We start from the raw sequence: 24,140 nt of genomic DNA, 5'->3' as shown, positions 1-24,140 counted from the left end.
GCTGTTTGAGTGATGGAGAGGGTGTTGAAGCACAAATTCCCGATTGGAACGCGCGTATTGTTCACGGCCAGCAACGTCGCGCGCCCGGCTGCGAGTGGCTCATACGAGGTCATCCGCCTGCTGCCGACGGATGGCGACGACTGCCAATACCGCATCAAGAGCTCCACCGAAGCCTTCGAACGCGTCGCCAAGGAAAGCCAGCTCGCGCTGTCCTGAAGGCTGACCGCGCCGCATCGGCGCCTCCCGAGGAAATGTGTCCTGCCGCCGTCAAAAGGCCCCCTTCACCTTCACAAGGTGGGCCCGGGGGCAGTCGCCGGTTCGCGGTGCTCGCTCTGACCATTCGCTCTCAGCTCGCGTGAGGGGACGTCGCGCATGAATTGGGCCTGGGCCTCTTCGCTCGACCAAATCTGGCGCTCGCCGGCCTTCCCGATGTGGATGACGCTGGCGGCGGCCGGCTTCTTCGGACTGATCCTCCTGCTCACGCTGCTGCGCGCCGAGAGATCGGTTGCCAACGGCGCACTGGCTGTCATCACGCTGCTGGCCATTGCCATCGCGGGGGCTGCGACCGTGCGTGTCTATGGACCGGTCGAGCAGGCCGCCCCGGCCGAGGCGCGCGCTCAGGCGGCGGTCGTCGCCAGCCTGCCGGCGCTGTCCTGTCTCGACGATCTCGCCGGCAATGCCGTGGCGACTGGCTGCGAGAAGGCGCTGTTCGGCGCGCCTGATGCGGTGGCTGCGGCCGTCGCCTATACCGCCGCCAGGATCGACCGCCTGACCGCGCTCGGCGATGCCGCGACCGCCGAGAAGAGCCTGACGCTCGACATGAAGGTGCTGCGCAGATCGCTGGAGCATGATCGCTACGGTCTCGTCGCGCAGGTGCTGGTCGCGCGCGACGGCTGCACGCAGTTCGATTGCGCCGCCTTCCGCTCGCTGACCGATCAGCAGCAGGTCGCCGCCAACATGGATTCGCATCTCTACGACACGCTGGTCGCGCGCTATGCGCCGACCTGGAATGCGCCGGGCACCGCACCGGCGATGCCGGCCACAGCGGCGCTCGCCGGGCTGCCGCCCTCGATGCCGACGGGCAAGCCGACCAATGCGGAGTTCCCGAGCGCCTCGTCGACGCCGCCGGTGAGCATCATGAATCCGGAGCCGCCCACGGCCGCAACGCGCCAGGCCTCGCCCGCCGCAGGCGCAGCGCCGGCTCCGCGTGCTCCCGCTGCGACCTCCGCGCAGGCCGCTGCTCCCGCGGCGCCGGCCGCGGCCGCAAAGAAACAGCCGGCCGCGAAGCGTGCGCCGGCCACAGCGCCAGTTCCGCTCGCACCGCCGGCCTCGGCGCCGGCTCCTGCGGCTGCGGATAACGAGTAGTTCGGCATTCCAAATGCGCGGCTGCCCGGCTAATGCTTGGGCATGCCGCTACATCTGATCAAACTCGCCGTCGGCTGCGACTCCGTCAAGGAATTGAAGGGGTGGATCGCCGAACGGATGCAGACCGCCAAGAAGAAGGGTCTGCCGCAACATCACATCCACATCACCCGCATGGTGCCCAAACGCGACGCCGAGATCCTGTCGGGTGGATCGCTCTATTGGGTCATCAAGGGCGAGATCGCCGCGCGCGAAAAGATCATCGGCATCGAGCCGTTCCGCGACAAGGACGGCATCGGCCGCTGCCGGATCGTGATGCAGCCGAAGGTGATCTCGGTGTCGCCGCGGCCGATGCGTCCGTTCCAGGGCTGGCGCTATCTCACCGACGATTCCGTCCCGCCCGATCTCGGCAAGTCCGCCGCCGGCTCGATCGCGGCCATGCCGGAGCCGATGCGGCGCGAGCTGCGCGATCTCGGATTGCTCTAAACCGCGATATTGTCGATCAGCCGGGTCGTGCCGAGCTTGGCCGCGACCAGGATCCGCAACGGCCCGTCCTTGCGCGAGGTGACCGGTGCCAGCGTCTCGGCATGGCGGGCCTCGAAATAGTCGAGCGCAAAACCGGTCGCCTTGATCATCCCGGCGCCGCGCGCCATCGCCGGCTTGATCGCTTCGCCGGCCCGGATGCGGCCGGCACTGTCCTTCATGGCGCGGTAGAGGACGGTCGCGGTCTGCCGCTCCTCCGGCGAGAGGTAGACGTTGCGCGAGGACATCGCGAGCCCGTCGCGCTCGCGCACCGTGCGGGAGCCGATCACCTTGACGCCGAGATCGAGGTCGCGCGCCATCTGCGAGACCACCCGCAGCTGCTGAAAGTCCTTCTCGCCGAAGATCGCAAAATCCGGCCGGCACTGCGTGAACAGCTTGCCGACGACGGTGGCGACGCCGCCGAAGAAGTGCGGACGGAAGCGGTCCTCGAGGTCTGCGAGCGCCGGGCCCTCCGGCACGATGCGAGTCGCAAAGTCCTCCGGATACATGGCCTCGACGCCGGGGTGCCAGACGATGTCGACGTCTTCGGCCGCGAGCTTGGCGATGTCGGACTTCCAGGTGCGCGGATAGGCGCCAAAATCCTCGGTCGGGGCGAACTGAGTCGGGTTGACGAAGATCGACACCACGACGCGGCTGGCGCGTCGCCTGGCGAGGCGCACCAGCGACACATGCCCGTCATGGAGTGCCCCCATGGTCGGGACCAGCGCGACCGTGGCCTTTCGTTTGCGAAGATTGTCGACGGCGCGCCGCAAGGCGGGGACCGTGCGGGCGATCAAGGGGCTCGGTGACATCAGAACTCGACGGTTGGCGATGGGAGGCGGGCGCGTCCCGGCGCCCGGCGGCTAACCTTAACAAGCGGCGATCGTGGACGCCATGCATCCGGATGCGGCACAGCATCCCGCGTCGGGCCGTGCACGTCGTCGCAACAGTGTGGGCTGGATCACAGACGCGCGTCGATGCCGCGATTGATGATGACGAACGGCGCAGTGCGAATTGCATTTCATGTCACGCATTTCACTTGACCGCAGGCGCGGCCAACTCGAAGATATTCGTCAGGGGTTTTGAGGATCACTATGCTCGTGCAGGCTAGCCAAGGCCAATCCGGCTCGGCGCATGTGGTCGTGCTCGGCAACGAGAAGGGCGGCTCCGGCAAGTCCACCACCGCCCTGCACATCGCGGTCGCGCTGCTGAAGGCCGGCCAGCGCGTCGCCACCATCGACCTCGACTGCCGCCAGCAGAGCTTCACCCATTACATCAACAACCGCTCCGCCTGGGCCCGCCGCACCAAGCTCGACCTCGAACTGCCGGTGCATCGCTGCATCAAGCTCGGCGAGACCATGCAGATCGCCGAGAACGAGAATTCCGAGTTCCAGCAATTCATGGAGGCGGTCTCGGCGGTCGAGCGCAGCTTCGACTTCATCGTCATCGATACGCCCGGCACCGACAGCTATCTGATGCGGCTCGCGCACTCGATGGCCGACACGCTGGTCACGCCGATCAACGACAGCTTCCTCGATTTCGACGTGCTCGGCACGGTCGATCCCGCCAATTACGCGGTGACGGGGGAGAGCCACTATGCCGAGATGGTGCGGGATGTCAGGCGCAAGCGCCGCCAACTCGACGGCTCGTCCACCGACTGGATCGTGGTGCGCAACCGCCTGTCGATGCTCGGCTCCCGCAACAAGCAGCTCGTCGCCGAGGGCCTGAAGGATCTGTCGTTGCGACTCGGCTTCCGCTACGTCGACGGTTTCGCCGAGCGCGTCGTCTATCGCGAATTCTTCCCGCGCGGCCTGACTGCGCTGGACGAGATCGACGAGGCCACGCTCGGCATGCGGCCCAATCTCGGCCATCTCACCGCCCGGGAAGAGGTGACGAGCCTGCTCCGCCAGCTCAAGCTGCCGCTCGACGAGCGCGGCCGCCGCCGTGCGGCAAATCGCGCCGAGTGGTTCAGCCAGGTCGACAAGCCGCTCGAGGTCCACGACATCCTCGGCGCCTGAGGCGGCGGTATGCTGCTACTTCCAGTCGATTGAAGTCGCCGGTTCCCGCTGGAACCGAGCCCGCGCTCGGCCGTTTTCATCCTGCGTTTACTGCAAAATTGAACCCAATCGAGACCGGTTGCGTCGGATGGTGACCTGCACCTCACGTAGCCGGACGAGAACGGGGTGCCCAAGAAACGTGTGCGACGCACAATGAAAGGGCTGCCAGTTCACAATATTTGGCCTTCCTGTCACGCGGCTGTGACATATATTAGGGAATAGGCGACCAGGGGCCGAAGAGCCCCGGAACAACACGATTTTCAACAGGGATTCAGGCCGCAAGAGCCTGAGGCTGAGGACGAAAATGAAGCGTGGAATTGCCGTTCTGGTTTCGGTCAGTGCCCTCTGCGGTATCGCCTATTTCACGGCGAGCAAGTGGGCGATCAAGCACGAGACCGTCACTTTCTACGACGCCTCGCGCGACAATCGTCCCGTGCCTGTCGATATCGCGGTGCGCCGCGACAAGGAAATGCAGGCCAACGCCGGCATGATCACGCTGCCGGTTGCCGTGATCAATCACGGCAACACCGTCAAGAACACCGAATATGGCTTCCTCGCCAACATCTTCGCGGCGCGCGGCTACATGGTCGTGAGCCCGCAGCATGATCTGCCGACCGATCCTCCGATGGTGACCAAGCCCGGCGAGCTCTATGTCGGCCGGCTGCCGCAGATCCTGCGCGGCGTCGCCAACATCCATCTCGCCATGCAGGAGATGAAGAAGGTTCAGCCCAACGCCGATTATGAGCGGGTGACGATGGTCGGCCACTCCATGGGCGGCGACATCACGATGTATTTTGCCAAGCAATATCCGGACGAGGTCAAGAAGGTCGTCACGCTCGACAATCTGCGCGTGCCCTTCGTCACCGCCGGCAAGTTCAAGATCCTGTCGTTCCGCTCCCAGGATCCGCAGTTCAAGACCGATGCGGGCGTGATCCCGACCGACGAGGAATGCGAGAAGGCCGGCATCGAAGTCGTGAAGACCGAATTCCAGCACAACGACATGCGCGACACCGGTCCGGATGCGGCCAAGAACTCCATCCAGGGCATGCTCGACAAGTTCCTGAGTGCGACTGACAGCAACGTCGGCCCGGTCGATACGCAGTCGTCCCCGCCCAAGATTCTCGAACCCGGCCCAGTCGCTTTGATGGCGCCCGCCAAGAGCTGAGGTCCAAGACAGCTGACGTCCAAGACAGCTGACGTCCAAGACAGCTGACGTCCCCGACATAGACGGCACCGATTTCAAAGCCTCCGCGGGCTCCGCCCGCGGAGGCTTTGCACATTGACCCGGCAACATGCGCTATCCACATTAGCCGCTCAGGCAAGGTGCAAGCAGGGATGCCGGGCGAACCCATCAAACCGCGCGGCCGTGATGCCGTCTCGGCGCAGCGAGAGGGCTCGGTGCCGCAAGCCGGGACGTCGACGTCCGAGGACATCGCCGCGTTCGTCGCCAGGGCGCGTGCGCTCTCACCGCATGCGCCCGGTGCGAAGGGGCGGCTGATCTTCGCGCTCGACGCGACGATGAGCCGGCAGCCGACCTGGGACATGGCCTGCGCGCTCCAGGCGGACATGTTCCGCGAGGCGGCAGCCATTGGCAGCCTCGACATCCGGCTGGTCTACTATCGCGGCCTCAACGAGTGCCGCGCCACGAGCTGGATCTCGGACAGCGCCAGGCTCGCGACGCTGATGAGCAAGATCGACTGTCGCGGCGGCGACACCCAGATCGGCAAGGTGCTGAGCGACGTGCGGCGCGAGGCTGTCGCTTCGGGCGTGCGTGCCGTGGTGTTCGTCGGCGATGCCATGGAGGAGAGGGTCGACGAGCTCTGCGCCAAGGCGGGCGAACTCGGCATGCTCAAGGTACCCGTCTTCGTGTTTCAGGAAGGCGACGACGCCGTGGCCGAGCGGGCCTTTCGCGAGATCGCGCGCCTGACCGGCGGGGCCTGGTGCCGGTTCGATCCCGGTGCGGCGGCGCAGCTCCGCGAGCTGCTGCGCGCTGCCGCGGCCTATGCCGTCGGCGGCCGCGAGGCACTGCAGAAATTGGCTGGAAGCGCGAGCGGCGCGGCAAAGCTGATCAGCCAGATGAAGTAGCGCTGGCGCGATCCCCGGCGGGACAGGGACACCATGCTTTTTGACAAGAGGGCGACTATATTCCGGCCATGACCCTGATCGCCGGCGCCGTCGCAATTATCACGCTTTATCTGCTGCTCCAGATGTTCCGCTCCGCCAATCCGGCGGTGCTGGCCCGGGCCGTCAAGTTCGGTGGCGGCGTGTTGGCGTTGGCGGTCGCAGCGTTTACAGGCTTGCGGGGCGAGCTGGTGGTCGCGATCCCGCTCGGAATATTCGGCGCAGGGCTGCTGGGCTGGACGCCCTTGGCAAACGCCGGCTTCGGCAACATCGGCGGGCTGTTCGGCGGCGGCGCGACGCGCCCGACCGGCCAGGCCTCGCGCGTGCGCTCGCAATTTCTGGACATGCGGCTCGATCACGATTCCGGCCAGCTCGCGGGCCAGATCGTCGCCGGGCCCCATGCCGGTCGCGACCTCGACGAGTTCGATCTCGCGGGCCTGCTGGCGATGGCCCCGGCGTTCGACGCCGAGAGCGTGGCCTTACTTGAAAGCTATCTGGACCGCCGGTTTCCCGCCTGGCGTCAGAACGCGCAGGGCGACGCGGCAGGGCGGCAGCGCCGCACGGCGGCGAGCGGCAAAATGACGACGGAGGAGGCCTATCAGATCCTTGGCCTGCAGCCGGGTGCGGGGCGCGACGACATCAGCAGGGCTCACAAGTCCCTGATGAAGAAACTCCATCCCGACCAGGGGGGCTCGACGTATCTCGCTGCCCGTGTGAACGAGGCCAAGGATACTCTGCTTCGCACGCATAACGGCTAACTCCAGCACTACGCTACAAACGCCAGTACCGCGTGAGCTCCGCTTGCTCTGTTTGCCGTCGCCTCGATGCCCGCCATTGTCGGCGTGGTCGATCCCTTGAGTAAAAATTTAACCGTAAATCGTTGACGAGAGGTTGTCGCGGAACTGACTTTGCGTGCACCGCATCCCCAAAACAAAAATGCCCGCGCAAGGCGCGGGCATTTTGATTAGGGGATTGGCAAAGATCAGTTGCGGACGGTGATGCAGGAGATGTCGGCGCGCTTCAGGGTGCGGCAGACGGCTTCGGCCTGGTCGCGCTCGAGGCCGGCGAAACGGGCGCGGTAGAGCTTGCGATTGTCCTTGGCGACGACCTCGGTGAACGGGTCGGCCTTGCTGAGCAGGCCGCGGGCCGAGCTGCGCGCGGCATCGATGCGCTGCTGGGCTTCGTTCTCGCTCTCGAGTGCGCCGACCTGGACGATCCAGCCGCTGTGGGTGACGACCGGTCTGGTGGTGGCGCTCATCTGGATCGGCTGCGGCGCCGGATCGGCGGACGCGAGCTTCGCAGCAGCCGGGGCGGGGGCCGCGGCGGGTGCTGCCGGCAGCACGCCGAGGATGCCGTTGCCGGTGCCGAAGCCCGCGGGCTGGCGGGGCATCTCGGTGCGGGCGATCTCGGCCTTCGGCGTTTCCGGCTGGCTGACGATCTCAGGTTTGTTGATCAGGTCGGCGCGGGCGACGACGGCGCCGGAGGTCTCTGCCATGTCGGAGCGGGACGCAATCGTGCTCGTGACCTGCGGTGCGACCTGCGCCGGGGCGGCGGAGGCGACCTTCACCGTGCCGGCCTTGACCTGAACCGTCTTCACCCGGACCGGCTTCATCGGTTCCGATGAGCCGGGGATGATGGAGAGCGGCTGGCTTGAGATCACGCCATTGGTGAGTGGCGCGGGCTCGATCTTGGATTCAGTTGGGCGAACCTCGGGCTTGCTGGCTTCAGGCTTGGCCGGAGCCGGCGGTACCGCGGCCGTCGCAGCCGCAAGCGTCGACAGGCGCGCGGCGAGACGCGACGGGGCGGCTTCAGGGGCGGCAGCGGCCTGCGGAGCGGAGCGGGCCGGGGTATCCGACGCATCGGCGACCTCGGTGGCGGCGTCAGCGCCGTTGCGCTCGGTAACCGCAGCGACAGTGTGGGTGGTCGCACCCTTATCGAGGTTCTCCGCGAGCAGGTTGCGCATGATGGCGTCGCGCGAGCCGCCGCTGCGGCCGCCCAGCACCACGCCAATCAGGTGGCGGTTGCCACGACGCATCGAGGTCACGAGGTTGAAGCCGGAGGCGCGGGTGTAGCCGGTCTTGATGCCGTCCACGCCCTCGACGCTGCCGAGCAGGTGATTGTGGTTGCGGATCGACTGTCCGCGCCAGTTGAACGTGGAGGTCGCGAAATAGCGATAGTAGCGCGGGAAGCGCTCCTGGATGGCGCGGCCGAGCGTGGCCTGGTCGCGGGCGGTCGTGACCTGCTCGTCGTTGGGAAGGCCGTTGGCGTTGCGATAGACCGTCCTGGACATGCCGAGCGAGCGCGCCTTGCGCGTCATCATCTGAGCGAAGTCGTCCTCATCGCCGGCGATCGCTTCCGCGATCACCACGGCCGCATCGTTGGCCGAACGGGTGACGAGACCCTTGATCGCATCCTCGACACGGATGGTCTGGCCGGCACGCAGGTTCAGCTTGGTCGGATCCTGATCGGCAGCGTGCTGCGATACCGGCATCTCGGTGTCGAGCTTCATCTTGCCGGACTCGAGGCGCTCAAACAGCAGATAGAGCGTCATGATCTTGGTCAGCGAGGCGGGGTGGCGGATCCCGTCGGGGCTCGTTGCCTGGAGTACGGAGCCGGAATTGCCGTCGATGATGATCGATGCGAATTTCGGGCTGGAACTCTCGGACACGTCGCGCTGCACCCGGTGGTGCGCGTAATGGCGCCGGTGACGCCGTGCCTCGGCTGCATCGGTGGTGAAGATGACCGCGGTGGTGACCGTAAGAAGCCCGAAAACGCCAACCCGCGCCAAGCGCGAGGAAGACAAGTTTTTACGAAGCATGAAACCCCGTCCCCGTTTCTGACTTGATCACCGGCTCGTGAGGCGAAATTGTGCCCACTGGACCCGGGATCATTACCTGCTCTGGCTGTCCCTCCGCTGGTGTTCGCCACGGGGGACGTTGGGCCTGAGCCGCTGTTCTGGCTAAGGTGATGTTCTCAAACGGCTTTTGACCGCTCGCGGAAGATGAACACGTCCAGGGAATCAAAGTAGGGGTCCGCGGTTTCCAAAAGCTTAAGGAACCCTTGCGGGAAACCCCGGGAATCTCCGCGATTTGCATTAAGTTTTGTGCGTCGCACAAGATTCTTGACTTTTTTGTGCGTTGCACTAATTGTGGGCAGAGTCAGGGAGCCGGGGCTTCCCGACGAGAGCCAGGGAAAAGGATTCCGACATGTTCAAGGTTGAAGACTTTCAGAGCTACGGCAAAGAGCAGTTCGAGCAGTGCGTTGCTTCCGCGACCTCGGTGCAGCACGGCCTCCAGGCGATCGCCAGCGCGTATGGCGACTACACTAAGAAGTCGTTTGAAGACACCAAGTCCTTCGTCGAGAAGCTTTCCGGCGTGAAGTCGCTGGACAAGGCCATGGAAGCGCAGACCGATTTCGCCCGTTCCGCCTACGAGACCTTCGTTGCGGAATCGCAGAAGATCGCCGGCCTCTACAGCGACCTCGCCAAGCAGGCGTTCAAGCCGGTCGAGACCATCGTGTCGAAGTTCACCCCGGCCGCCAACTAACGTCTTCTGGACGTCCTGGAATGAAAAGGCCCGGCTGGTTCAGCCGGGCCTTTTTCGTTTCGGGCCTCTTCGTTTGTCGCGATCAAGATCCGCTTCAGCGCGCCACGCGCTGCTTCGCCAGTGATGTTCCGATGTCCTTGAACACCGACACGGTCTGGCTCTTGGCGTTGTCGCACAGCTTCTTCTTCTGCCGTGAGTCGATCTGCGAGGCGTTGCTGTACCAGCGGTTCTGCGTGTTGAGATCGTCGGAGAGGCAGCCGTTCCAGGTGTTGTGATTCCCGGACGTCCAGGTTGCCGGCATTCACGCAAGTCGATTGCTTGGCATAGCTTTGGTCGCTGCACGCGTCATTCGCGGCAGAAGGGGACGATCGAGATGTAGACGTCGCCATCGTTCCTGGCGAGCGCGCTGAGTTGATCTACGAGGTTCTTGGCGGCCGTCTGCATCGCGGGCATCTTGCCGTCGTCAGTGACGCATCGAAGAGCAGGCCTGGGCTGCGCGGCTATCGTCGACCGCGGCACCGGCGAAGCGGGCGAGCTGTCGACCGATAGGGCTGCCGACGGCGGGCATGCGAAACATGGCGATTCCCGGGATCGGCGATTTTGCCCGATTTGGCGCCACGCGATTGAACGGCAGATAATTGGACCGTAGAAAACCGGAGGTGTCCGCGCGAAACTGCCGCAGCCGCCGCGACGGCGGGTTCCTGGTCAAGACGTTCTAAACGGTACAGCGGAAATTTTTGTCAAATCGGTCTGGATTGATTAACCTTGGTCAAGATCGCCCGGACCGGGAATCGGGATTGCCTCGGCCGTGTCGGCCAAACCGTTGACGCTTGCGGCGAGCCGGGGGCAGGCCCATATTCTCCATAATCGATCCGGACCGGACCGGTTGGAAGCGGCGATCCAACAAGGCGGCGCGCCCGTGCGAGGCTCCGAAGGGCGGGGCTGCGCGGCCGGCCGTCATTCGCTTCCGTGGGGAATTTGAACGCCTGAGCCATGCCGCACCTGACTTCCAGACCAGACCTCTTCGCGCCAGCCGCTGTCCGCGCTCCTCGTATGGGCAATGACGAGAACCGTTCGGGCGGACCGACGGGGCCGAATACGTCTGTCATCACCAAGGTCAAACCGAAGACCAAGCGGCCGAACCTGTATCGTGTGCTGATCCTGAACGACGACTACACGCCGATGGAATTCGTCGTCCATGTGCTTGAGAAGTTCTTCCAGAAGGACGTCGAGGCCGCGACCAAGATCATGCTGCACGTCCATCATCACGGCATCGGCGAGTGCGGCGTGTTCACCTACGAGATCGCCGAGACCAAGGTGACGCAGGTGATGGATTTCGCCCGCAAGCACCAGCATCCGCTGCAATGCGTGATGGAAAAGAAGTAACCGCGCGTTCGAAGCCTGAGTTTTTAGATTGGTTCTGTCCACGCGGTGTGTGACTCCAGCGCATGCTGCCGCGTGATCCGGCGAAAATCAGCGCCGGCGTCAATCCTGCCCAAATGGGTAGTTTTGCCCAAACCGGAACGGGTTTTGCATCGAGAACGCGGTGGGCGTGTATTGCCCATCGAGTCGCGGAACCGGTCTTTCGCCGTGATCTTGTATAACTATATGTGACAAAGGTTGTTGTTGCCTGACCGGGCGATGGCGATCATGATGGTGGGGGCCATAGAGGACGCGAATGCCGACTTTTTCCCAAAGCCTTGAACAATCCCTGCATCGTGCGCTGGCGATCGCAAACGAGCGTCATCACCAATACGCGACGCTCGAGCATCTCTTGCTCTCCCTGATCGACGACTCCGATGCAGCCGCCGTCATGCGCGCCTGTAGCGTCGACCTCGACAAGCTCCGTACGAGCCTCGTCAATTATCTTGAGACCGAATTCGAGAATCTGGTGACGGACGGCGCCGATGACGCCAAGCCGACCGCCGGTTTCCAGCGCGTGATCCAGCGCGCGGTGATCCATGTGCAGTCGTCCGGCCGCGAAGAGGTGACCGGCGCCAACGTGCTGATCGCCATCTTCGCCGAGCGCGAGAGCCATGCCGCCTATTTCCTGCAAGAGCAGGACATGACGCGCTACGACGCCGTCAACTACATCAGCCATGGCATCGCCAAGCGGCCGGGCGTCTCCGAGGCGCGCCCCGTTCGCGGCGTCGACGAGGAGACCGAGGCCAAGGGCAGCGAGGACGCCAAGAAGAAGGGCGAGGCGCTCGAGACCTATTGCGTCAACCTCAACAAGAAGGCGCGCGACGGCAAGATCGATCCGGTGATCGGACGCAATTCCGAGATCAACCGAGCGATCCAGGTGCTGTGCCGTCGGCAGAAGAACAACCCGCTGTTCGTGGGCGAGGCCGGCGTCGGCAAGACCGCGATCGCAGAAGGCCTCGCCAAGCGCATCGTCGACAGCGAAGTGCCGGAGGTTCTGGCGGCTGCCACCGTGTTCTCGCTCGACATGGGCACGCTGCTCGCCGGCACGCGCTATCGCGGCGACTTCGAAGAGCGCCTCAAGCAGGTGCTGAAGGAGCTCGAAGCGCATCCCAACGCCATCCTGTTCATCGACGAGATCCACACCGTGATCGGTGCGGGCGCAACCTCGGGCGGTGCGATGGATGCCTCGAACCTGCTCAAGCCGGCGCTCGCCTCGGGCACGATCCGCTGCATGGGCTCGACGACCTACAAGGAATACCGCCAGCACTTCGAGAAGGACCGCGCGCTGGTGCGGCGCTTCCAGAAGATCGACATCAACGAGCCGACGGTCGAAGATGCCATCGCGATCCTCAAGGGCCTCAAGCCGTATTTCGAGGACTACCACCGGCTGAAGTACACCAATGAGGCGATCGAGGCTGCCGTGCAGCTCTCCTCGCGCTACATCCATGATCGCAAGCTGCCGGACAAGGCGATCGACGTGATCGACGAATCCGGTGCGGCGCAGATGCTGGTCGCCGAGAACAAGCGCAAGAAGACCATCGGCATCAAGGAGATCGAGACCACGATCGCCTCGATGGCGCGGATACCGCCGAAGAGCGTGTCGAAAGACGATGCCGAGGTGCTCAAGCATCTCGAGCAGACCCTGAAGCGCACCGTGTTCGGCCAGGACAAGGCGATCGAGTCGCTCGCCGCCTCGATCAAGCTGGCCCGTGCCGGCCTGCGCGAGCCGGAGAAGCCGATCGGCTGCTATTTGTTCTCTGGTCCCACGGGCGTCGGCAAGACGGAGGTGGCCAAGCAGCTCGCGGCGTCGCTCGGCGTCGAGTTGTTGCGCTTCGACATGTCCGAATACATGGAGCGGCACACCGTGTCGCGCCTGATCGGCGCGCCTCCCGGCTATGTCGGCTTCGACCAGGGCGGCCTGCTCACCGACGGCGTCGATCAGCATCCGCATTGCGTGGTGCTGCTCGACGAAATCGAGAAGGCGCATCCCGACCTCTACAACGTGCTGCTCCAGATCATGGACCACGGCCGGCTGACCGACCACAACGGCAAGCAGGTCAACTTCCGCAACGTGATCCTGATCATGACCACGAACGCGGGTGCTTCCGATCTCGCCAAGCAGGCGTTCGGCTTCACCCGCTCGAAGCGGGAAGGCGACGATCACGAGGCGATCAACCGGCAGTTCGCACCGGAATTCCGCAACCGTCTCGATGCCATCGTCTCGTTCGGCCATCTCAGCGTCGAGGTGATCGGCACGGTGGTCGAGAAGTTCGTGCTTCAGCTCGAGGCGCAGCTCGGCGACCGCGACGTCACCATCGAGCTGTCCGAGCCCGCCAAGACCTGGCTGGTCCAGCATGGCTACGACGAGCAGATGGGCGCACGTCCCATGGCCCGCGTGATCCAGGAGCACATCAAGAAGCCGCTGGCGGACGAGGTGCTGTTCGGCAAGCTCAAGGGCGGCGGCCATGTCCGCGTCGTTCTGGTCAAGGACGAGGCCGACGAGACCAAGGAGAAGATCGGCTTCGAGTACCTCGACGGTCCGGTCACGCCGAAGCAGGAGAAGCTGCCCGGCACCCGCAAGCGTCCGCCGGGCAAGTCCAAGCCGGGCGGTCCGGGAGGCTCGAAGGGGCCGACCAAGGGGCCGCTGGTCAAAGCTTGATCTGCGCGCAATGAATTGAAAAGGCCGGCTGAGAAGCCGGCCTTTTCGTTTGCGCCTCAGTGCGGTGTTCTAAGTCCCAGTGTCGGGCGCTGGCGCCGCCGGCGGCCGCGGCTTCTTCGCAGCGCGCGGTGCTGCGTGGGGGACGGATGGCTGCATGGTCACGATGACCGGATTCGGCTTGTGATCGGTTGCCGCCCCGGTCGCGGCATCGACGCCCATGCCGACGACACCGCCCAGCAGAAGATTGCCGGCAAAGCCGGCGGCTCCGGAGGTCGGTATGTCCCGGCTAAGCGGCACGATCTGCGGCTCATAGCCTTCTTTCTGGAAGGTGATCGAGATGTCGGCGTTCCGCTTGACGACCACGGAGCACGGCGTCGTGCAGGTGGTCGGAACCTCCAATCCGCTGACGACGGCTTCCACGCCTGATGGTGTCGATGAGATGCTGATGTTTTCGGTTGTGCCGCGCGTGACAGACGCGCAGCCGCCCAGCATGACGCTGAGCGCCACAATTCCAAATGAACGCATAAATGCCCCTTATTCCCCGCGCCAGTGAAGCGCAACCAGAGCGGGAGGGCAATACGTCATTGGTCCAGATCGTTAAGCCTCGCACGGGTTGAGCACGGGAGCAGCGGTAACCTGACGCCGCTCCCGCTATTCGCCGCGCAAACGCTGGTCGTCCTGCACGCGGACATGCTCGGCGCCGCGCGCGCCGGCGGGCGACAGCCGCAGCATGCTCAGCACGGCACCGCAGAGGGCAAATCCAACACCGGTCAGAAGCGCCAACCGGGTTCCTTCGATTGGATAGCGGCCGAGCAGGAGCGCCACTAGCGCCGCGCCGGTGGTCTGGCCGAGCAGCCGCGCCGTTCCCAGCATGCCGCTGGCGCCGCCGGCGCGCTCGCGCGGGGCGGCTGCGATCATGGTGCGGTTGTTGGGGGTCTGGAACAGGCCGAAGCCGGCACCGGCCAGCGCCATGCGCCAGATCACGTCGAACGGCGTCGGGCTGGCGGGCAGGAAGGCGAGCGCAGCGAGGCCGCAGGCAAACAGCGTCAGCCCGATGCCGCCCAGCAAGCCGGCCGGATAATGCTCGACCAGGCGGCCGGCGAGCGGGGCCGCGAACGCCACCGCGATCGGCCATGGCGTGATCAACAGGCCCATATGCACCGCCGAATAGCCGAAGCGGCTCTGGAGGTAGAAGGGGATCGCGACGAAGGCCAGCATCTGCGCGCAGAACGAGGCGATCGAGGTCGCGATCGAGAGCGCGAACACCGGGATGCGCAACAGGTCGACCGGCAGGAGCGGCGAGGTCATGTGGGTTTCGCGCCAGATCAGCAGCGCACCGGCGACGATGGCGATGGCGAACTGCACGAGGCAGGTGATCGCGGCCTCGCCGTGACCGACGCTGTCGACGGCCGCGATGCCGACCCCGAAGGTGATCGCGGACAGCCCCGCGCTCTGCCAGTCGAAGGAACGGCTGGCGGGTTTTGTGTGCGGCAGGCTGCGCAGGCCGAGCACCAGCGTCACTGCACCGAGCGGGACATTGATGGCGAACAGAAAGGGCCAGCTTCCGACCGCGAGGATGCCCGCGGCGAGCGTCGGCCCGACCGCGGCCGAGAAGGCGACGACGAGCGCGTTGATCCCGATGCCGCGACCGAGCTGGCTGCGCGGATAGGTGAAGCGCACCAGCGCCGCGTTGACGCTCATGATGCCGGCCGCGCCAAAGCCCTGGATGATGCGCGCGATCGTCAGCAGCGGCAGCGTATGCGCCAGCGCGCAGAAGGCGGATGCGAGCGTGAACAGCACCAGCCCGGCCAGATAGACGCGGCGATAGCCGACGATCTCGCCGAGCGAAGCGAGCGGCAAGAGCGAGATCGTGATCGCGAGCTGATAGCCGTTGACGATCCAGATCGAGAAGGCCGGGCTCGCGTCGAGGTCCGCCGCGATCGTCGGCAGTGCCACATTGGCGATGGCGCTGTCGACGACGGCCATGGTGATGCCGAGCGCAATGGTCAGGACCGCCTGGTTGCGCTGCGGCTGCGGCAGGCCGTCGGCATGCTCGATGGGGGCGGACGACATCATGGAGGCGCGCTTGATTCGAGCCGTGTTTCATCTCCGGATTAGGAAATGGCGAGATGCACCGCAACCCGGCAGGAGCCGGACAGTTCCCGCGCCCGGGGCGGCTTGCCGGGCGCCGAGAGCATGGGCAGGACAGCCTTTCGCTGCCTGCCGGCGTTTTCGTGTTTCCGAAGCTGCCTACACCGCCGGCGGATTGCGGTCGGTGAAGGTGGTGCGCTGGTGCCAGTAGGGATAGGGCAGCGTCACCGTGCTTGCGGCGTCGAGCTTTGCGATCTGGTCCTTGGTCAGCGACCAGCCGACCGAGCCGAGATTTTCGCGCAGCTGCGTCTCGTTGCGCGCGCCGATGATCAGCGTCGAGACCGTCGGACGCTGGAGCAGCCAGTTCAGCGCGATCTGCGAGACGCTCTTGCCGGTTTCCTTCGCGACCTCGTCGATCGCATCAACGACACGATAGACGTGCTCGTCCGGCACCGGCGGGCCGAAATCGGCGGTCTTGGGCAGGCGGCTCACCTCGGGCTTCGGCTGGCCGCGGCGGATCTTGCCGGTGAGGCGTCCCCATCCGAGCGGCGACCAGACCACCGCGCCGAGTCCCTGGTCGACGCCGAGCGGCATCAGCTCCCATTCGTAGTCGCGCCCGATCAGCGAATAGTAGGTCTGGTTGGCGACATAGCGCGGGAAGCCGTGCTTGTCGGCAACGCCAAGCGACTTCATCAGGTGCCAGCCGGAGAAATTCGAGACGCCGACATAGCGGATCTTGCCGGCGCGCACGAGCACGTCGAGGGTCGACAGCACCTCTTCAGGCGGTGTGAAGGCGTCGAAGCCATGGAGCTGGAACAGATCGACGTAGTCGGTGCCGAGCCGGCTCAGCGAGGCATCGATGGCTGCGAGCAGATGCTGCCGCGACGAGCCGATGTCGTTGGGGCCGTCGCCGAAGCGGAAGGTTGCCTTGGTCGAGATCAAGACCTTGTCGCGGCGGCCCTTGATGGCTTCGCCGAGCACGCGCTCGGATTCGCCGAGCGAATAGACGTCCGCCGTGTCGAACATCGACACGCCGGCCTCGAGGCAGATATCCAGGAGGCGCCGTGCTTCGGTCGCGTCCGTCGTGCCCCACGCGGCGAGGCGGCCGACGCCGCCGAAGGTGCCGGTCCCAAGACTCAAAGCGGGCACCATGAGGCCTGAGCGGCCCAAGCGTCGGTATTCCATCGATCTGCTCCTTGGCTGGCCGCTGGTTGATGCGCGCGGCACCGTTGCCGCACGATAACGTAACCGCGCGCCTGATCCTATCACGCAGGTACATACCGGCCTTGCTCGGGGAGGCCTAGTCGTGTCGAAGCATGTCGTCGAACGCGGGATCGCCGCTGCGCGAACCGGCCATCTGCAGCGCAGGCGGCGCGTCGATCCTGGTTGCAGGAGAGGGAAAGCAGGCGGCCTCGCTCTCACGTGACGGCCGCGGCAGCAGCGTCAGGCTCCAGCCTACCACGACCAGCACCGCGAGCCGGATCGCGATCACACCCAGCAGCAGCTCCGATCCGCTTATCGTGGCGTGAGTCCTCATGCGCGCCAGCCTGATGCGTGCGGCCGGACCAGGCAATCTGGAATTGACGAGCATCACCTTCGCCGGAAGCGAAGGCTCGAGGTGGCAGTCGATTGGATCAGTGCCGCAACTGGCTCTGCCTGAAGTCGCGCGGCGACATCCCGAAATGCTCGCGGAAGACGCGGCCGAAATGCGAGAGATCGTTAAAACCCCAGGCGAAGGCGATCTCGCTGACATGGCGATGGGCGAGCACGGGCGAGGCGAGGTCTCGCCGGCATTGGGCGAGGCGCTCAGCCAGCACGTGGCGCTGGAACGAGGTGTCGTCGTCGGCAAGGAGATCGTTGACATAGCGCGGCGAGATGCCGAGCGCAGCTGCGGTCTCTGATAGCGAGAGGTCGGGATCGGCGAGGTGCGTCCGAATGTGTGCCTTCAACCGGTAGAGCAGGGCGGAGCGATGGGTCGAGGATGGCAACGACGTCGTGCCCAGCCGTTCGCTCAGCGCCATCGCGAGCAGGTCGACGGCCTGCTCCGACAACGCGGCGGCATGGTCCGGAGCAAGCCGGTCCGCGCTCTGGCAAAGGCGGAAGATGAAATCGTAGGCGAGCCGTTCGAGCGGCACGTCAGTGCCGAATGCCATCGCGGTGAGCGTCTCGGTCGCGCCGAGCCGGCGCTGCAACATCTGGCGCGGCACCTTGAAGATGGTTTGTGTGAAGGCGTCGTTGAACTTCAGCTCATAGGGACGCGTCGTGTCGTAGAGCGCGAACTCGCCGGGATGGACCACGGTCTCGCGGCCGTCCTGCACTACCCCGCCATCGCCGCGATGGCCGAGCGCGACCAGGACAAAATCCTGATCCGAACGCGCGATGCGGGACGGCGTGCGGAACACGTGCTGGCGGTCCGAGCAGACCTCGGAGCACACCGCCTTGCCGAGCGGGGCCTGCGTGACCGATCCGCGAAAGGCGCTGCCGAGGTCGGACTTGCAGTCGAGCCCGACGAAGACGTCGCAGACGATGTCCTGCCAGAGCGCCAGCCGCCGGTAGCCGGGGCTGCCGTCCGTCGTGAACTGGATTGTCATCAGCAAGCCTCCCTGTCGCATCCCGCAAAGCCGCATCTGGCACAGAGCCAGCCTGACCGCAGGCAAGTTCCGTACCCGTTCGGCGATCCTTCCCAGTCGAGTTTTTGTTCCGCCGTGGTCGAGCGCCCGGCCGCCCGGCTTGGCCAAATAGACTGCATCGGACGTGGCTTCCGATCAACCGGCAATGGAGGCGGGAATGGGCATCGAACATCCGAAATACAAGGTCGCGGTGGTGCAGGCGGCGCCCGCCTGGCTCGACCTCGACGCCTCGATCGACAAGTCGATCGCGCTGATCCGAGAAGCGGCCGAGAAGGGCGCCAGGTTGATCGCCTTTCCGGAAGCCTTCATCCCCGGTTACCCCTGGCACATCTGGATGGACTCGCCGGCCTGGGCGATCGGCCGCGGCTTCGTGCAGCGCTATTTCGACAATTCACTGTCCTATGACAGCCCGCAGGCCGAGCGCCTGCGCGACGCCGTACGCAAGGCCAGGCTGACCGCCGTGCTCGGCCTGTCCGAGCGCGACGGTGGCAGCCTGTATCTGGCGCAATGGCTGATCGGGCCCGATGGCGAGACCATCGCAAAGCGGCGCAAGCTGCGGCCGACCCATGCCGAGCGCACGGTCTATGGCGAGGGCGACGGCAGCGATCTCGCCGTGCATGCGACGGCCGACATCGGCCGTATCGGTGCGCTGTGCTGCTGGGAGCATCTCCAGCCGCTGTCGAAATACGCCATGTACGCCCAGAACGAGCAGGTGCATGTCGCGGCCTGGCCGAGCTTCTCGCTCTACGATCCCTTCGCGCCGGCGCTCGGCGCCGAGGTCAACAACGCCGCCTCGCGCGTCTACGCGGTGGAGGGCTCCTGCTTCGTGCTCGCGCCGTGCGCGACGGTCTCGCAGGCGATGATCGACGAGCTCTGCGACCGGCCCGACAAGAACGCGCTGCTGCATGTCGGCGGCGGTTTTGCCGCGATCTACGGCCCCGACGGCAGTCAGATCGGCGACAGGCTCGCGCCGGATCAGGAGGGCCTCCTGATCGCCGAGATCGATCTCGGCGCCATCGGCGTTGCCAAGAACGCGGCCGATCCAGCCGGGCACTATTCGCGGCCCGATGTGACGCGGCTCCTGCTCAACAAGAAGCGATACCAGCGCGTCGAGCAGTTCGCACTGCCGGTCGATACCGTCGAGCCCACGGATATCAACGCCGCAGCAAGCTGATCGCTGACAGCAAGGGGAGGGCCTGATCATGGAATCCGCAATTCCTCTTCATCTCGAAACGGCGCGCACGCGCCACAAACGCGTGCCTGATGATTACCAGCCGCCGTATCCGTCCTTCGTGGCGCGCTACAAGCCGGCGGTGGGCCGTATCGTGATGGCCTATTTCGGCGTGCAGTATCGCGGCGCGGCGCCGGCGGCGGCGACGGAAGCGCTCGCCGAAATCGCGGGGCGATTTGCTGGGGAAGGCGGGCCCTCGCATTGGGATCGCGCGCGATATGTCGACCAGGCCGGCTATGAGAACATCGTCTCGGTGGCCTATTGGAACGACATCGCTCGCTTCGATGCCTGGTTTGCATCGGTGCGCGAGGTGTGGACCGGGCGGCAGCGCGAAGGCATCGGCACCTTCATCGAGGTGCTGCGTCCCGCCGTCGCGCGGCACGAGACGCTGTTTTCCTCGCCCGACCGGCCGGAGGGCGTCGCCGCAATCGCCGACGGCATCAGCGGCGAGGTGCAGGAGCACGCTTATTGGGGCGGCATGCGCGATCGCATTCCGCTGTCGCAGACCGATCCGATGTCGCCGGGCGGCAATCCCGAGCTGATCCGCGACGGCGCACGACTGCGGGTGAAGGCGCACGACAATCTCTGCCTGATCCGCTCCGGTCAGGACTGGAGCGATACCGAGGCGTCGGAACGAAAGCTGTATCTCGACGACGTCGAGCCGGTGCTGCGCGAGGGCATGGAGTTTCTGCGCGACGACGGCCTTGCAATCGGCTGCTACGCCAACCGATACATGCAGGTGCTCCAGGCCGACGGCAGCGTCAGCGAAAAGTCGTACGGCCAGAGCTGGTGGAAGAGTCTCGCCGCGCTGGAACGCTGGGCGGAATCGCATCCGACCCATGTCAAGATCTTCGGCGCGGCGATGAAGTATCTCTCGACGCTCGGGCCGTCAGCCAAGCTGCGGCTCTATCACGAGGTCACGGTGGCCGCCGCGGACGAGCAGTTCTTCGAATACCTGAACTGCCATCCCAAAACCGGCATGCTGGCCGCGGTCGAGACAGTCAGCGGCTGATGCTTGTTACTTGAGCATGATCTTGTCGGAAAACCGCTGCACACTTTTCCGGATCATGCTCTACACCACGCAATGGCCGAGCAGCTCGGGATGCGCGACGCAGATGTGATGCGCGCCGGCATCCCTCAGCTCGGCCTCGCTGCCATAGCCGTAGAGCACGCCGATCGCGGTCATGCCATTGGTGCGGGCGCCGACCACGTCATGGCTGCGGTCGCCGATCATGATCGCGCTGGCAGGATCGACCTTGGCTTCATCGAGCGCGTAACGCAGCAGGTCGCGCTTGTCGACGCGCGTGCCGTCGAGCTCGGAGCCGAACACGCGCTCGAAATACGGCTTCAGGCCGAAATGATCGACGATGCGGGTGGCATAGATCGCGGGCTTGCTGGTCGCGACGAACATGCGCGCGCCGGTCGCGGCCAACGCGGCCAGCGTGTCGTGGATGCCCTGATAGGCCGTGTTCTCGAACAGGCCGACCTCGGAAAACCGCTCGCGGTAGAGCAGCAGCGCCTGGTCGGCGAGTTCGTCGGTTCCCACGAGCCTCTTCAGGCTGGCATGCAGCGGCGGTCCGATGCACCAGGTCAGCTCGTCCTGGCTCGGGACCGGCTGGCCGAGTTTTTTCAGGGCATACTGGATCGAACCGGTGATCCCGGGCTTTGGATCGGTGAGTGTGCCGTCGAGATCAAAATAGATTGTCCGCATTCTGGCCGGGCTCCGCGTTGATTATTTCGGCCGTTGCTAGTTGCCTTAAGGTCCGAGTTCAAGGGCTTGGAGCAAAATGCGGTTTGGTGGGGCTCAGAAGCTGATCTGGCAGTTGCTCGCGGCAGCGGTCGTCTGCACGTCGGCGCTGGCCGAGGATGCACCGGTTCCTCCCACGCAGCTCGGCCCCGAAGCGCCCGCAAAGCCGTCGCCATCCCCCGAGCCGGGGCGCGAGAGCGACACGCGGGAATCGATCTGCCTGATCGTGGAGGCGGCCGCGCGCGATGCCAATCTGCCGCTCGAATTCTTCGCCCGCGTGATCTGGCAGGAGAGCCGCTTCCAGGCTGACGCGGTGGGACCCATGACGCGCAGCGGCGAGCACGCGCAGGGGATCGCGCAGTTCATGCCGGGCACCGCGAGCGAGCGCGGGCTGCTCAATCCCTTCAACCCGGTCCAGGCGCTGCCGAAGTCGGCGGAGTTTCTGAACGAGCTGCGCAACCAGTTCGGCAATCTCGGCTTGGCTGCCGCGGCCTACAATGCCGGGCCGCGCCGGGTGCAGGAATGGCTTGCCGGCACCGGGGGCATGCCGGAGCAGACCCGCAACTACGTTCTCGCGATCACCGGCACGAGCGTCGACGCATGGGCCAAGACCGGAGCGACCGGCAAGGGGCCGCCGAGCGCGCCGCCGACGAGCTGCCGCGATCTGATGGCGCTTCTGAAGCGCGCGCCAAATGCCTTCGTCGCCGAGCTCGAGCAGCATGTGGAGCTTGCGGCTGCAAAGATTTGGGGCGTGCAGCTCGCCGCCGGCTTCGACCGCAACCGGGCGCTGGCGATGTATTCGCGCGCGGTCACGCGGCTGAGCACCGTGATCGGCGAGCGCGATCCGAGCCTGCTGAGCTCGGTACTGCGCAGCCGTGGCACGCATGCGTTCTACCAGGTGCGCATCGGCGCCGACACGCGCAGCGAAGCCGATGATCTCTGCAATCGCATCCGCAAGGCCGGTGGTGCCTGCTTCGTGCTGAAGAACCGGGGTGTGAGGGGGTAGGAGCTTGTGTCCCCCCGCGCATGCCAGCCCCGCCGCGCGCTTCCTTGACGTCAGGCGTGGCATTGCCCGTTATGCAGGCACGATTCCTCACCGGCCAAGACTCCCGTGGCGCTTCCTCCGCTCGATTCACCTGAATGGCAAAGTCCCTGGCGCGCCTTTGCGTGGGGGCTGCGCTCGATCACGCAGACGATCCTCACCATCGTGTTGTTCGTGACCTATCTCGGCATCGGCGCGCTCGCCCACGACACCCATTTCAGCCTGCTCTGGGCGCTTTGCTCGACACTGTTCGTCTGGGCAGGGCCGGCGCAGATCATCCTGATCACGACGCTCGGCTCAGGTGCCACCGTCATCCAGTCGGCGATCGCGGTGACCGTCAGCGCCATCCGCCTGTTTCCGATGGTGGTGTCTGTGCTGCCGTTGATGCGTACGCCGACGACCAGGCGGCGCGAGCTGGTTTTTGCCGCGCATCTCACCGCGGTGACGCTCTGGGTCGAATGCCATCGTTTCCTGCCGCAGGTGCCGCGCGAGCGTCGCATCGCCTTCGTCCACGGCCTCGGCGTTGGCCTCGTCTCGGTGTGCCTCACCGCCAACACGGTGGGCTATTTCCTCGCCGCTAATCTTACGCAGACGCTTGGAGCCGCGATCCTGCTGTTGACCCCGCTATCGTTCCTGTTCTCGACCGCGCGCAACAGCCGCGAGGTCGCCGATGTCATCGCGCTCGTGCTCGGGATTTTGCTCTACCCGCTGGCGGCGAAGATGAACTCGGGCCTCGACATCCTCGTCAGCGGCGTCCTGGCGGGTACGATCGCCTATGGCGTGCATTGGTGGCGGGAGGTGCGCGCATGAGCTTTGCACAAGCGATCGGCGACTGGCACGCGCTGGCGGTGCTGTTCGTCGCCGGCGTCGTTCCGAACCAGATATGGCGCATGCTGGGCCTGTGGTTCGGCGGCGGTATCGACGAGGGCTCGGAGCTGTTGGTCTGGGTGCGGGCGGTCGCCACCGCGATCCTGGCCGGCGTCATCGCCCAGATCGTGGTCGAGCCGCCGGGGGCGTTGGCAAGCGTGCCCGATGTCTTGCGCTACGGCGCGGTCGGCGCCGGCCTCGTCGTCTTCCTGCTGACCCGCCGCTCGATTTTTGCGGGCGTGGTGATCGGTGAGGTCTTCATGCTGGCCGGCACGTGGTGGTTGGGCTAAAAGGCTCGCGAACAGCAAGGAACAGGAAATATGGTTCGCGAACAGGAGCTCCGCGAGGGCGAGGTCGCCATCGAGCTGCCGCCCGCAGAGGACGCAGGCCTCGTTTTCATCGGCCGCATCCGCACCCCCTGGTCGTCGCGGCTGGAGACCCCGCGGCAGGGCCGTCAAGACGGCCCGATATGCCGGCTCGAGATATTCGAGCCGTTCGTCCCGGCCATCAAGGGTGTCGATTTCTACAGCAATCTCGAAGTGCTCTACTGGCTCGACAAGTCGCGCCGCGACATCATCCTGCAAAGCCCGAAGAACAACGAGAAAACCCGCGGCACGTTTTCGCTGCGCTCGCCGGTCCGGCCCAATCCGATCGGCACCTCGATCGTCAAGCTGGTCGGCATCGAGGGCAATGCGATTCTGGTGCGCGGCCTCGATTGTATCGACCACACGCCGCTGATCGACATCAAGCCCGACCGCTGCGAGTTCACCCCGCTGGCCGCGCCGCAAGCAGGGGATTTCCAGACCGAGTGAGGAGCGCTCCGCTCCCACTCCGTCATTGC

General features: G+C 65.4%; 25 protein-coding genes. 16 read left to right on the top strand and 9 right to left on the bottom strand.

Annotation, left to right across the window (positions count from 1 at the left end):
• The first annotated feature begins 12 nt into the window (after window positions 1-12).
• The 3 genes from I3J27_RS22370 (at window position 13) to I3J27_RS22360 (ending at window position 1,848) form a co-directional block, all read left to right on the top strand.
• Window positions 13-216 carry a hypothetical protein gene (locus I3J27_RS22370; RefSeq protein ID WP_018321158.1) on the top strand — a complete coding sequence of 68 codons (204 nt, stop codon included), beginning with the start codon at window positions 13-15 and terminating at the stop codon, window positions 214-216.
• Between the two features lie 156 nt (window positions 217-372).
• The gene (locus tag I3J27_RS22365) at window positions 373-1,365 is read left to right on the top strand and encodes a hypothetical protein (RefSeq protein WP_270160587.1); all 993 of its coding nucleotides are present in this window, start codon (window positions 373-375) and stop codon (window positions 1,363-1,365) included.
• Between the two features lie 42 nt (window positions 1,366-1,407).
• On the top strand, window positions 1,408-1,848 hold the full coding sequence (locus tag I3J27_RS22360; RefSeq protein ID WP_270160586.1) for a DUF1489 family protein: 441 nt from the start codon (window positions 1,408-1,410) through the stop codon (window positions 1,846-1,848).
• On the opposite strand, the gene panC is transcribed toward I3J27_RS22360, so the two are convergent.
• The gene (gene panC / locus I3J27_RS22355) at window positions 1,845-2,696 is read right to left on the bottom strand and encodes a pantoate--beta-alanine ligase (RefSeq protein ID WP_270160585.1); all 852 of its coding nucleotides are present in this window, start codon (window positions 2,694-2,696) and stop codon (window positions 1,845-1,847) included. The genes I3J27_RS22360 and panC overlap by 4 nt on opposite strands.
• Before the next feature lie 282 nt (window positions 2,697-2,978).
• On the opposite strand from panC, the gene I3J27_RS22350 reads away from it, so the two are divergent.
• The 4 genes from I3J27_RS22350 (at window position 2,979) to I3J27_RS22335 (ending at window position 6,820) form a co-directional block, all read left to right on the top strand.
• Window positions 2,979-3,902, top strand: coding sequence for a division plane positioning ATPase MipZ (locus tag I3J27_RS22350; RefSeq protein ID WP_270160584.1), 924 nt, complete (start codon window positions 2,979-2,981; stop codon window positions 3,900-3,902).
• Window positions 3,903-4,245: 343 nt separating this feature from the next.
• The gene (locus I3J27_RS22345) at window positions 4,246-5,106 is read left to right on the top strand and encodes an alpha/beta fold hydrolase (RefSeq protein WP_270160583.1); all 861 of its coding nucleotides are present in this window, start codon (window positions 4,246-4,248) and stop codon (window positions 5,104-5,106) included.
• Between the two features lie 170 nt (window positions 5,107-5,276).
• Window positions 5,277-6,026 carry a vWA domain-containing protein gene (locus tag I3J27_RS22340; RefSeq protein WP_270160582.1) on the top strand — a complete coding sequence of 250 codons (750 nt, stop codon included), beginning with the start codon at window positions 5,277-5,279 and terminating at the stop codon, window positions 6,024-6,026.
• Window positions 6,027-6,094: 68 nt separating this feature from the next.
• Complete coding sequence (locus tag I3J27_RS22335; protein ID WP_270160581.1) at window positions 6,095-6,820, top strand: DnaJ domain-containing protein; 726 nt, start codon at window positions 6,095-6,097, stop codon at window positions 6,818-6,820.
• 224 nt (window positions 6,821-7,044) lie between these two features.
• On the opposite strand, the gene I3J27_RS22330 is transcribed toward I3J27_RS22335, so the two are convergent.
• Window positions 7,045-8,880 (bottom strand): D-alanyl-D-alanine carboxypeptidase, encoded by a 1,836-nt coding sequence (locus tag I3J27_RS22330; protein ID WP_270160580.1) that lies wholly within the window; start codon window positions 8,878-8,880, stop codon window positions 7,045-7,047.
• A 388-nt stretch (window positions 8,881-9,268) separates the two neighbouring features.
• On the opposite strand from I3J27_RS22330, the gene I3J27_RS22325 reads away from it, so the two are divergent.
• Window positions 9,269-9,607 (top strand): phasin family protein, encoded by a 339-nt coding sequence (locus tag I3J27_RS22325; protein WP_011087913.1) that lies wholly within the window; start codon window positions 9,269-9,271, stop codon window positions 9,605-9,607.
• A gap of 94 nt (window positions 9,608-9,701) precedes the next feature.
• Here the strand turns inward: I3J27_RS22325 and I3J27_RS22320 are convergent, their stop codons facing one another.
• Window positions 9,702-9,908, bottom strand: a complete 207-nt coding sequence (locus I3J27_RS22320) for a hypothetical protein (RefSeq protein ID WP_270160579.1) — start codon at window positions 9,906-9,908, stop codon at window positions 9,702-9,704.
• A gap of 752 nt (window positions 9,909-10,660) precedes the next feature.
• On the opposite strand from I3J27_RS22320, the gene clpS reads away from it, so the two are divergent.
• Together clpS and clpA are read left to right on the top strand one after the other, a co-directional pair.
• On the top strand, window positions 10,661-10,993 hold the full coding sequence (gene clpS, locus I3J27_RS22315; protein ID WP_270160578.1) for an ATP-dependent Clp protease adapter ClpS: 333 nt from the start codon (window positions 10,661-10,663) through the stop codon (window positions 10,991-10,993).
• Between the two features lie 292 nt (window positions 10,994-11,285).
• On the top strand, window positions 11,286-13,691 hold the full coding sequence (clpA, locus tag I3J27_RS22310) for an ATP-dependent Clp protease ATP-binding subunit ClpA (RefSeq protein WP_270160577.1): 2,406 nt from the start codon (window positions 11,286-11,288) through the stop codon (window positions 13,689-13,691).
• Window positions 13,692-13,760: 69 nt separating this feature from the next.
• Here clpA and I3J27_RS22305 read toward each other — a convergent pair whose 3' ends face one another.
• From I3J27_RS22305 to I3J27_RS22285, 5 genes are all read right to left on the bottom strand, one after another.
• Window positions 13,761-14,216, bottom strand: a complete 456-nt coding sequence (locus I3J27_RS22305) for a PEGA domain-containing protein (RefSeq protein WP_270160576.1) — start codon at window positions 14,214-14,216, stop codon at window positions 13,761-13,763.
• A gap of 126 nt (window positions 14,217-14,342) precedes the next feature.
• Window positions 14,343-15,764, bottom strand: coding sequence for an MFS transporter (locus tag I3J27_RS22300; protein WP_270172861.1), 1,422 nt, complete (start codon window positions 15,762-15,764; stop codon window positions 14,343-14,345).
• A gap of 177 nt (window positions 15,765-15,941) precedes the next feature.
• Window positions 15,942-16,967: an aldo/keto reductase gene (locus tag I3J27_RS22295; protein WP_270160575.1), complete on the bottom strand. Its 1,026-nt coding sequence runs from the start codon at window positions 16,965-16,967 to the stop codon at window positions 15,942-15,944.
• A gap of 115 nt (window positions 16,968-17,082) precedes the next feature.
• Complete coding sequence (locus I3J27_RS22290) at window positions 17,083-17,319, bottom strand: hypothetical protein (protein ID WP_270160574.1); 237 nt, start codon at window positions 17,317-17,319, stop codon at window positions 17,083-17,085.
• 97 nt (window positions 17,320-17,416) lie between these two features.
• Window positions 17,417-18,373: an AraC-like ligand-binding domain-containing protein gene (locus I3J27_RS22285; protein ID WP_270160573.1), complete on the bottom strand. Its 957-nt coding sequence runs from the start codon at window positions 18,371-18,373 to the stop codon at window positions 17,417-17,419.
• 196 nt (window positions 18,374-18,569) lie between these two features.
• Between I3J27_RS22285 and I3J27_RS22280 the strand changes: the two genes are divergently transcribed.
• Window positions 18,570-19,586 (top strand): carbon-nitrogen hydrolase family protein, encoded by a 1,017-nt coding sequence (locus I3J27_RS22280; protein WP_270160572.1) that lies wholly within the window; start codon window positions 18,570-18,572, stop codon window positions 19,584-19,586.
• A gap of 28 nt (window positions 19,587-19,614) precedes the next feature.
• Window positions 19,615-20,655, top strand: coding sequence for a phenylacetaldoxime dehydratase family protein (locus I3J27_RS22275; protein WP_270160571.1), 1,041 nt, complete (start codon window positions 19,615-19,617; stop codon window positions 20,653-20,655).
• A gap of 60 nt (window positions 20,656-20,715) precedes the next feature.
• Here the strand turns inward: I3J27_RS22275 and I3J27_RS22270 are convergent, their stop codons facing one another.
• A complete protein-coding gene (locus tag I3J27_RS22270) occupies window positions 20,716-21,354 on the bottom strand; it encodes an HAD family hydrolase (RefSeq protein ID WP_270160570.1) in 639 nt (212 codons plus the stop codon).
• Between the two features lie 76 nt (window positions 21,355-21,430).
• Between I3J27_RS22270 and I3J27_RS22265 the strand changes: the two genes are divergently transcribed.
• The 4 genes from I3J27_RS22265 to tsaA all read left to right on the top strand — a co-directional run bounded on the left by I3J27_RS22265 (window position 21,431) and on the right by tsaA (window position 24,111).
• Window positions 21,431-22,396, top strand: a complete 966-nt coding sequence (locus I3J27_RS22265) for a lytic transglycosylase domain-containing protein (protein ID WP_270160569.1) — start codon at window positions 21,431-21,433, stop codon at window positions 22,394-22,396.
• A gap of 105 nt (window positions 22,397-22,501) precedes the next feature.
• Window positions 22,502-23,242, top strand: a complete 741-nt coding sequence (locus I3J27_RS22260; RefSeq protein ID WP_270160568.1) for an AzlC family ABC transporter permease — start codon at window positions 22,502-22,504, stop codon at window positions 23,240-23,242.
• The gene (locus I3J27_RS22255) at window positions 23,239-23,589 is read left to right on the top strand and encodes an AzlD domain-containing protein (RefSeq protein ID WP_270160567.1); all 351 of its coding nucleotides are present in this window, start codon (window positions 23,239-23,241) and stop codon (window positions 23,587-23,589) included. The genes I3J27_RS22260 and I3J27_RS22255 overlap by 4 nt, the downstream gene beginning before the upstream one ends.
• 30 nt (window positions 23,590-23,619) lie before the next feature.
• Window positions 23,620-24,111, top strand: coding sequence for a tRNA (N6-threonylcarbamoyladenosine(37)-N6)-methyltransferase TrmO (tsaA, locus tag I3J27_RS22250; RefSeq protein WP_270160566.1), 492 nt, complete (start codon window positions 23,620-23,622; stop codon window positions 24,109-24,111).
• Window positions 24,112-24,140: the final 29 nt, after the last annotated feature.

The sequence above is a fragment of the Bradyrhizobium xenonodulans genome (genome assembly GCF_027594865.1).
Taxonomy (GTDB): Bacteria; Pseudomonadota; Alphaproteobacteria; order Rhizobiales; family Xanthobacteraceae; genus Bradyrhizobium; species Bradyrhizobium xenonodulans.
This window is presented reverse-complemented; position numbering and strand designations above follow the sequence as displayed.

Bases quoted from the DNA above. Each gene is read 5' to 3' on its own strand.
- I3J27_RS22365 (WP_270160587.1), top strand. From the start codon at position 373: ATGAATTGGGCCTGGGCCTCTTCGCTCGACCAAATCTGGCGCTCGCCG.
- I3J27_RS22335 (WP_270160581.1), top strand. From the start codon at position 6,095: ATGACCCTGATCGCCGGCGCCGTCGCAATTATCACGCTTTATCTGCTG.
- I3J27_RS22340 (WP_270160582.1), top strand. From the start codon at position 5,277: ATGCCGGGCGAACCCATCAAACCGCGCGGCCGTGATGCCGTCTCGGCG.
- I3J27_RS22280 (WP_270160572.1), top strand. From the start codon at position 18,570: ATGGGCATCGAACATCCGAAATACAAGGTCGCGGTGGTGCAGGCGGCG.
- panC (WP_270160585.1), bottom strand. From the start codon at position 2,696: ATGTCACCGAGCCCCTTGATCGCCCGCACGGTCCCCGCCTTGCGGCGC.
- clpS (WP_270160578.1), top strand. From the start codon at position 10,661: ATGGGCAATGACGAGAACCGTTCGGGCGGACCGACGGGGCCGAATACG.
- I3J27_RS22320 (WP_270160579.1), bottom strand. From the start codon at position 9,908: ATGCCGGCAACCTGGACGTCCGGGAATCACAACACCTGGAACGGCTGC.
- I3J27_RS22350 (WP_270160584.1), top strand. From the start codon at position 2,979: ATGCTCGTGCAGGCTAGCCAAGGCCAATCCGGCTCGGCGCATGTGGTC.
- I3J27_RS22290 (WP_270160574.1), bottom strand. From the start codon at position 17,319: ATGAGGACTCACGCCACGATAAGCGGATCGGAGCTGCTGCTGGGTGTG.
- clpA (WP_270160577.1), top strand. From the start codon at position 11,286: ATGCCGACTTTTTCCCAAAGCCTTGAACAATCCCTGCATCGTGCGCTG.
- I3J27_RS22325 (WP_011087913.1), top strand. From the start codon at position 9,269: ATGTTCAAGGTTGAAGACTTTCAGAGCTACGGCAAAGAGCAGTTCGAG.
- I3J27_RS22360 (WP_270160586.1), top strand. From the start codon at position 1,408: ATGCCGCTACATCTGATCAAACTCGCCGTCGGCTGCGACTCCGTCAAG.
- I3J27_RS22330 (WP_270160580.1), bottom strand. From the start codon at position 8,880: ATGCTTCGTAAAAACTTGTCTTCCTCGCGCTTGGCGCGGGTTGGCGTT.
- I3J27_RS22370 (WP_018321158.1), top strand. From the start codon at position 13: ATGGAGAGGGTGTTGAAGCACAAATTCCCGATTGGAACGCGCGTATTG.
- I3J27_RS22285 (WP_270160573.1), bottom strand. From the start codon at position 18,373: ATGACAATCCAGTTCACGACGGACGGCAGCCCCGGCTACCGGCGGCTG.
- I3J27_RS22305 (WP_270160576.1), bottom strand. From the start codon at position 14,216: ATGCGTTCATTTGGAATTGTGGCGCTCAGCGTCATGCTGGGCGGCTGC.
- I3J27_RS22255 (WP_270160567.1), top strand. From the start codon at position 23,239: ATGAGCTTTGCACAAGCGATCGGCGACTGGCACGCGCTGGCGGTGCTG.
- I3J27_RS22275 (WP_270160571.1), top strand. From the start codon at position 19,615: ATGGAATCCGCAATTCCTCTTCATCTCGAAACGGCGCGCACGCGCCAC.
- I3J27_RS22270 (WP_270160570.1), bottom strand. From the start codon at position 21,354: ATGCGGACAATCTATTTTGATCTCGACGGCACACTCACCGATCCAAAG.
- I3J27_RS22345 (WP_270160583.1), top strand. From the start codon at position 4,246: ATGAAGCGTGGAATTGCCGTTCTGGTTTCGGTCAGTGCCCTCTGCGGT.
- I3J27_RS22300 (WP_270172861.1), bottom strand. From the start codon at position 15,764: ATGTCGTCCGCCCCCATCGAGCATGCCGACGGCCTGCCGCAGCCGCAG.
- I3J27_RS22265 (WP_270160569.1), top strand. From the start codon at position 21,431: ATGCGGTTTGGTGGGGCTCAGAAGCTGATCTGGCAGTTGCTCGCGGCA.
- tsaA (WP_270160566.1), top strand. From the start codon at position 23,620: ATGGTTCGCGAACAGGAGCTCCGCGAGGGCGAGGTCGCCATCGAGCTG.
- I3J27_RS22295 (WP_270160575.1), bottom strand. From the start codon at position 16,967: ATGGAATACCGACGCTTGGGCCGCTCAGGCCTCATGGTGCCCGCTTTG.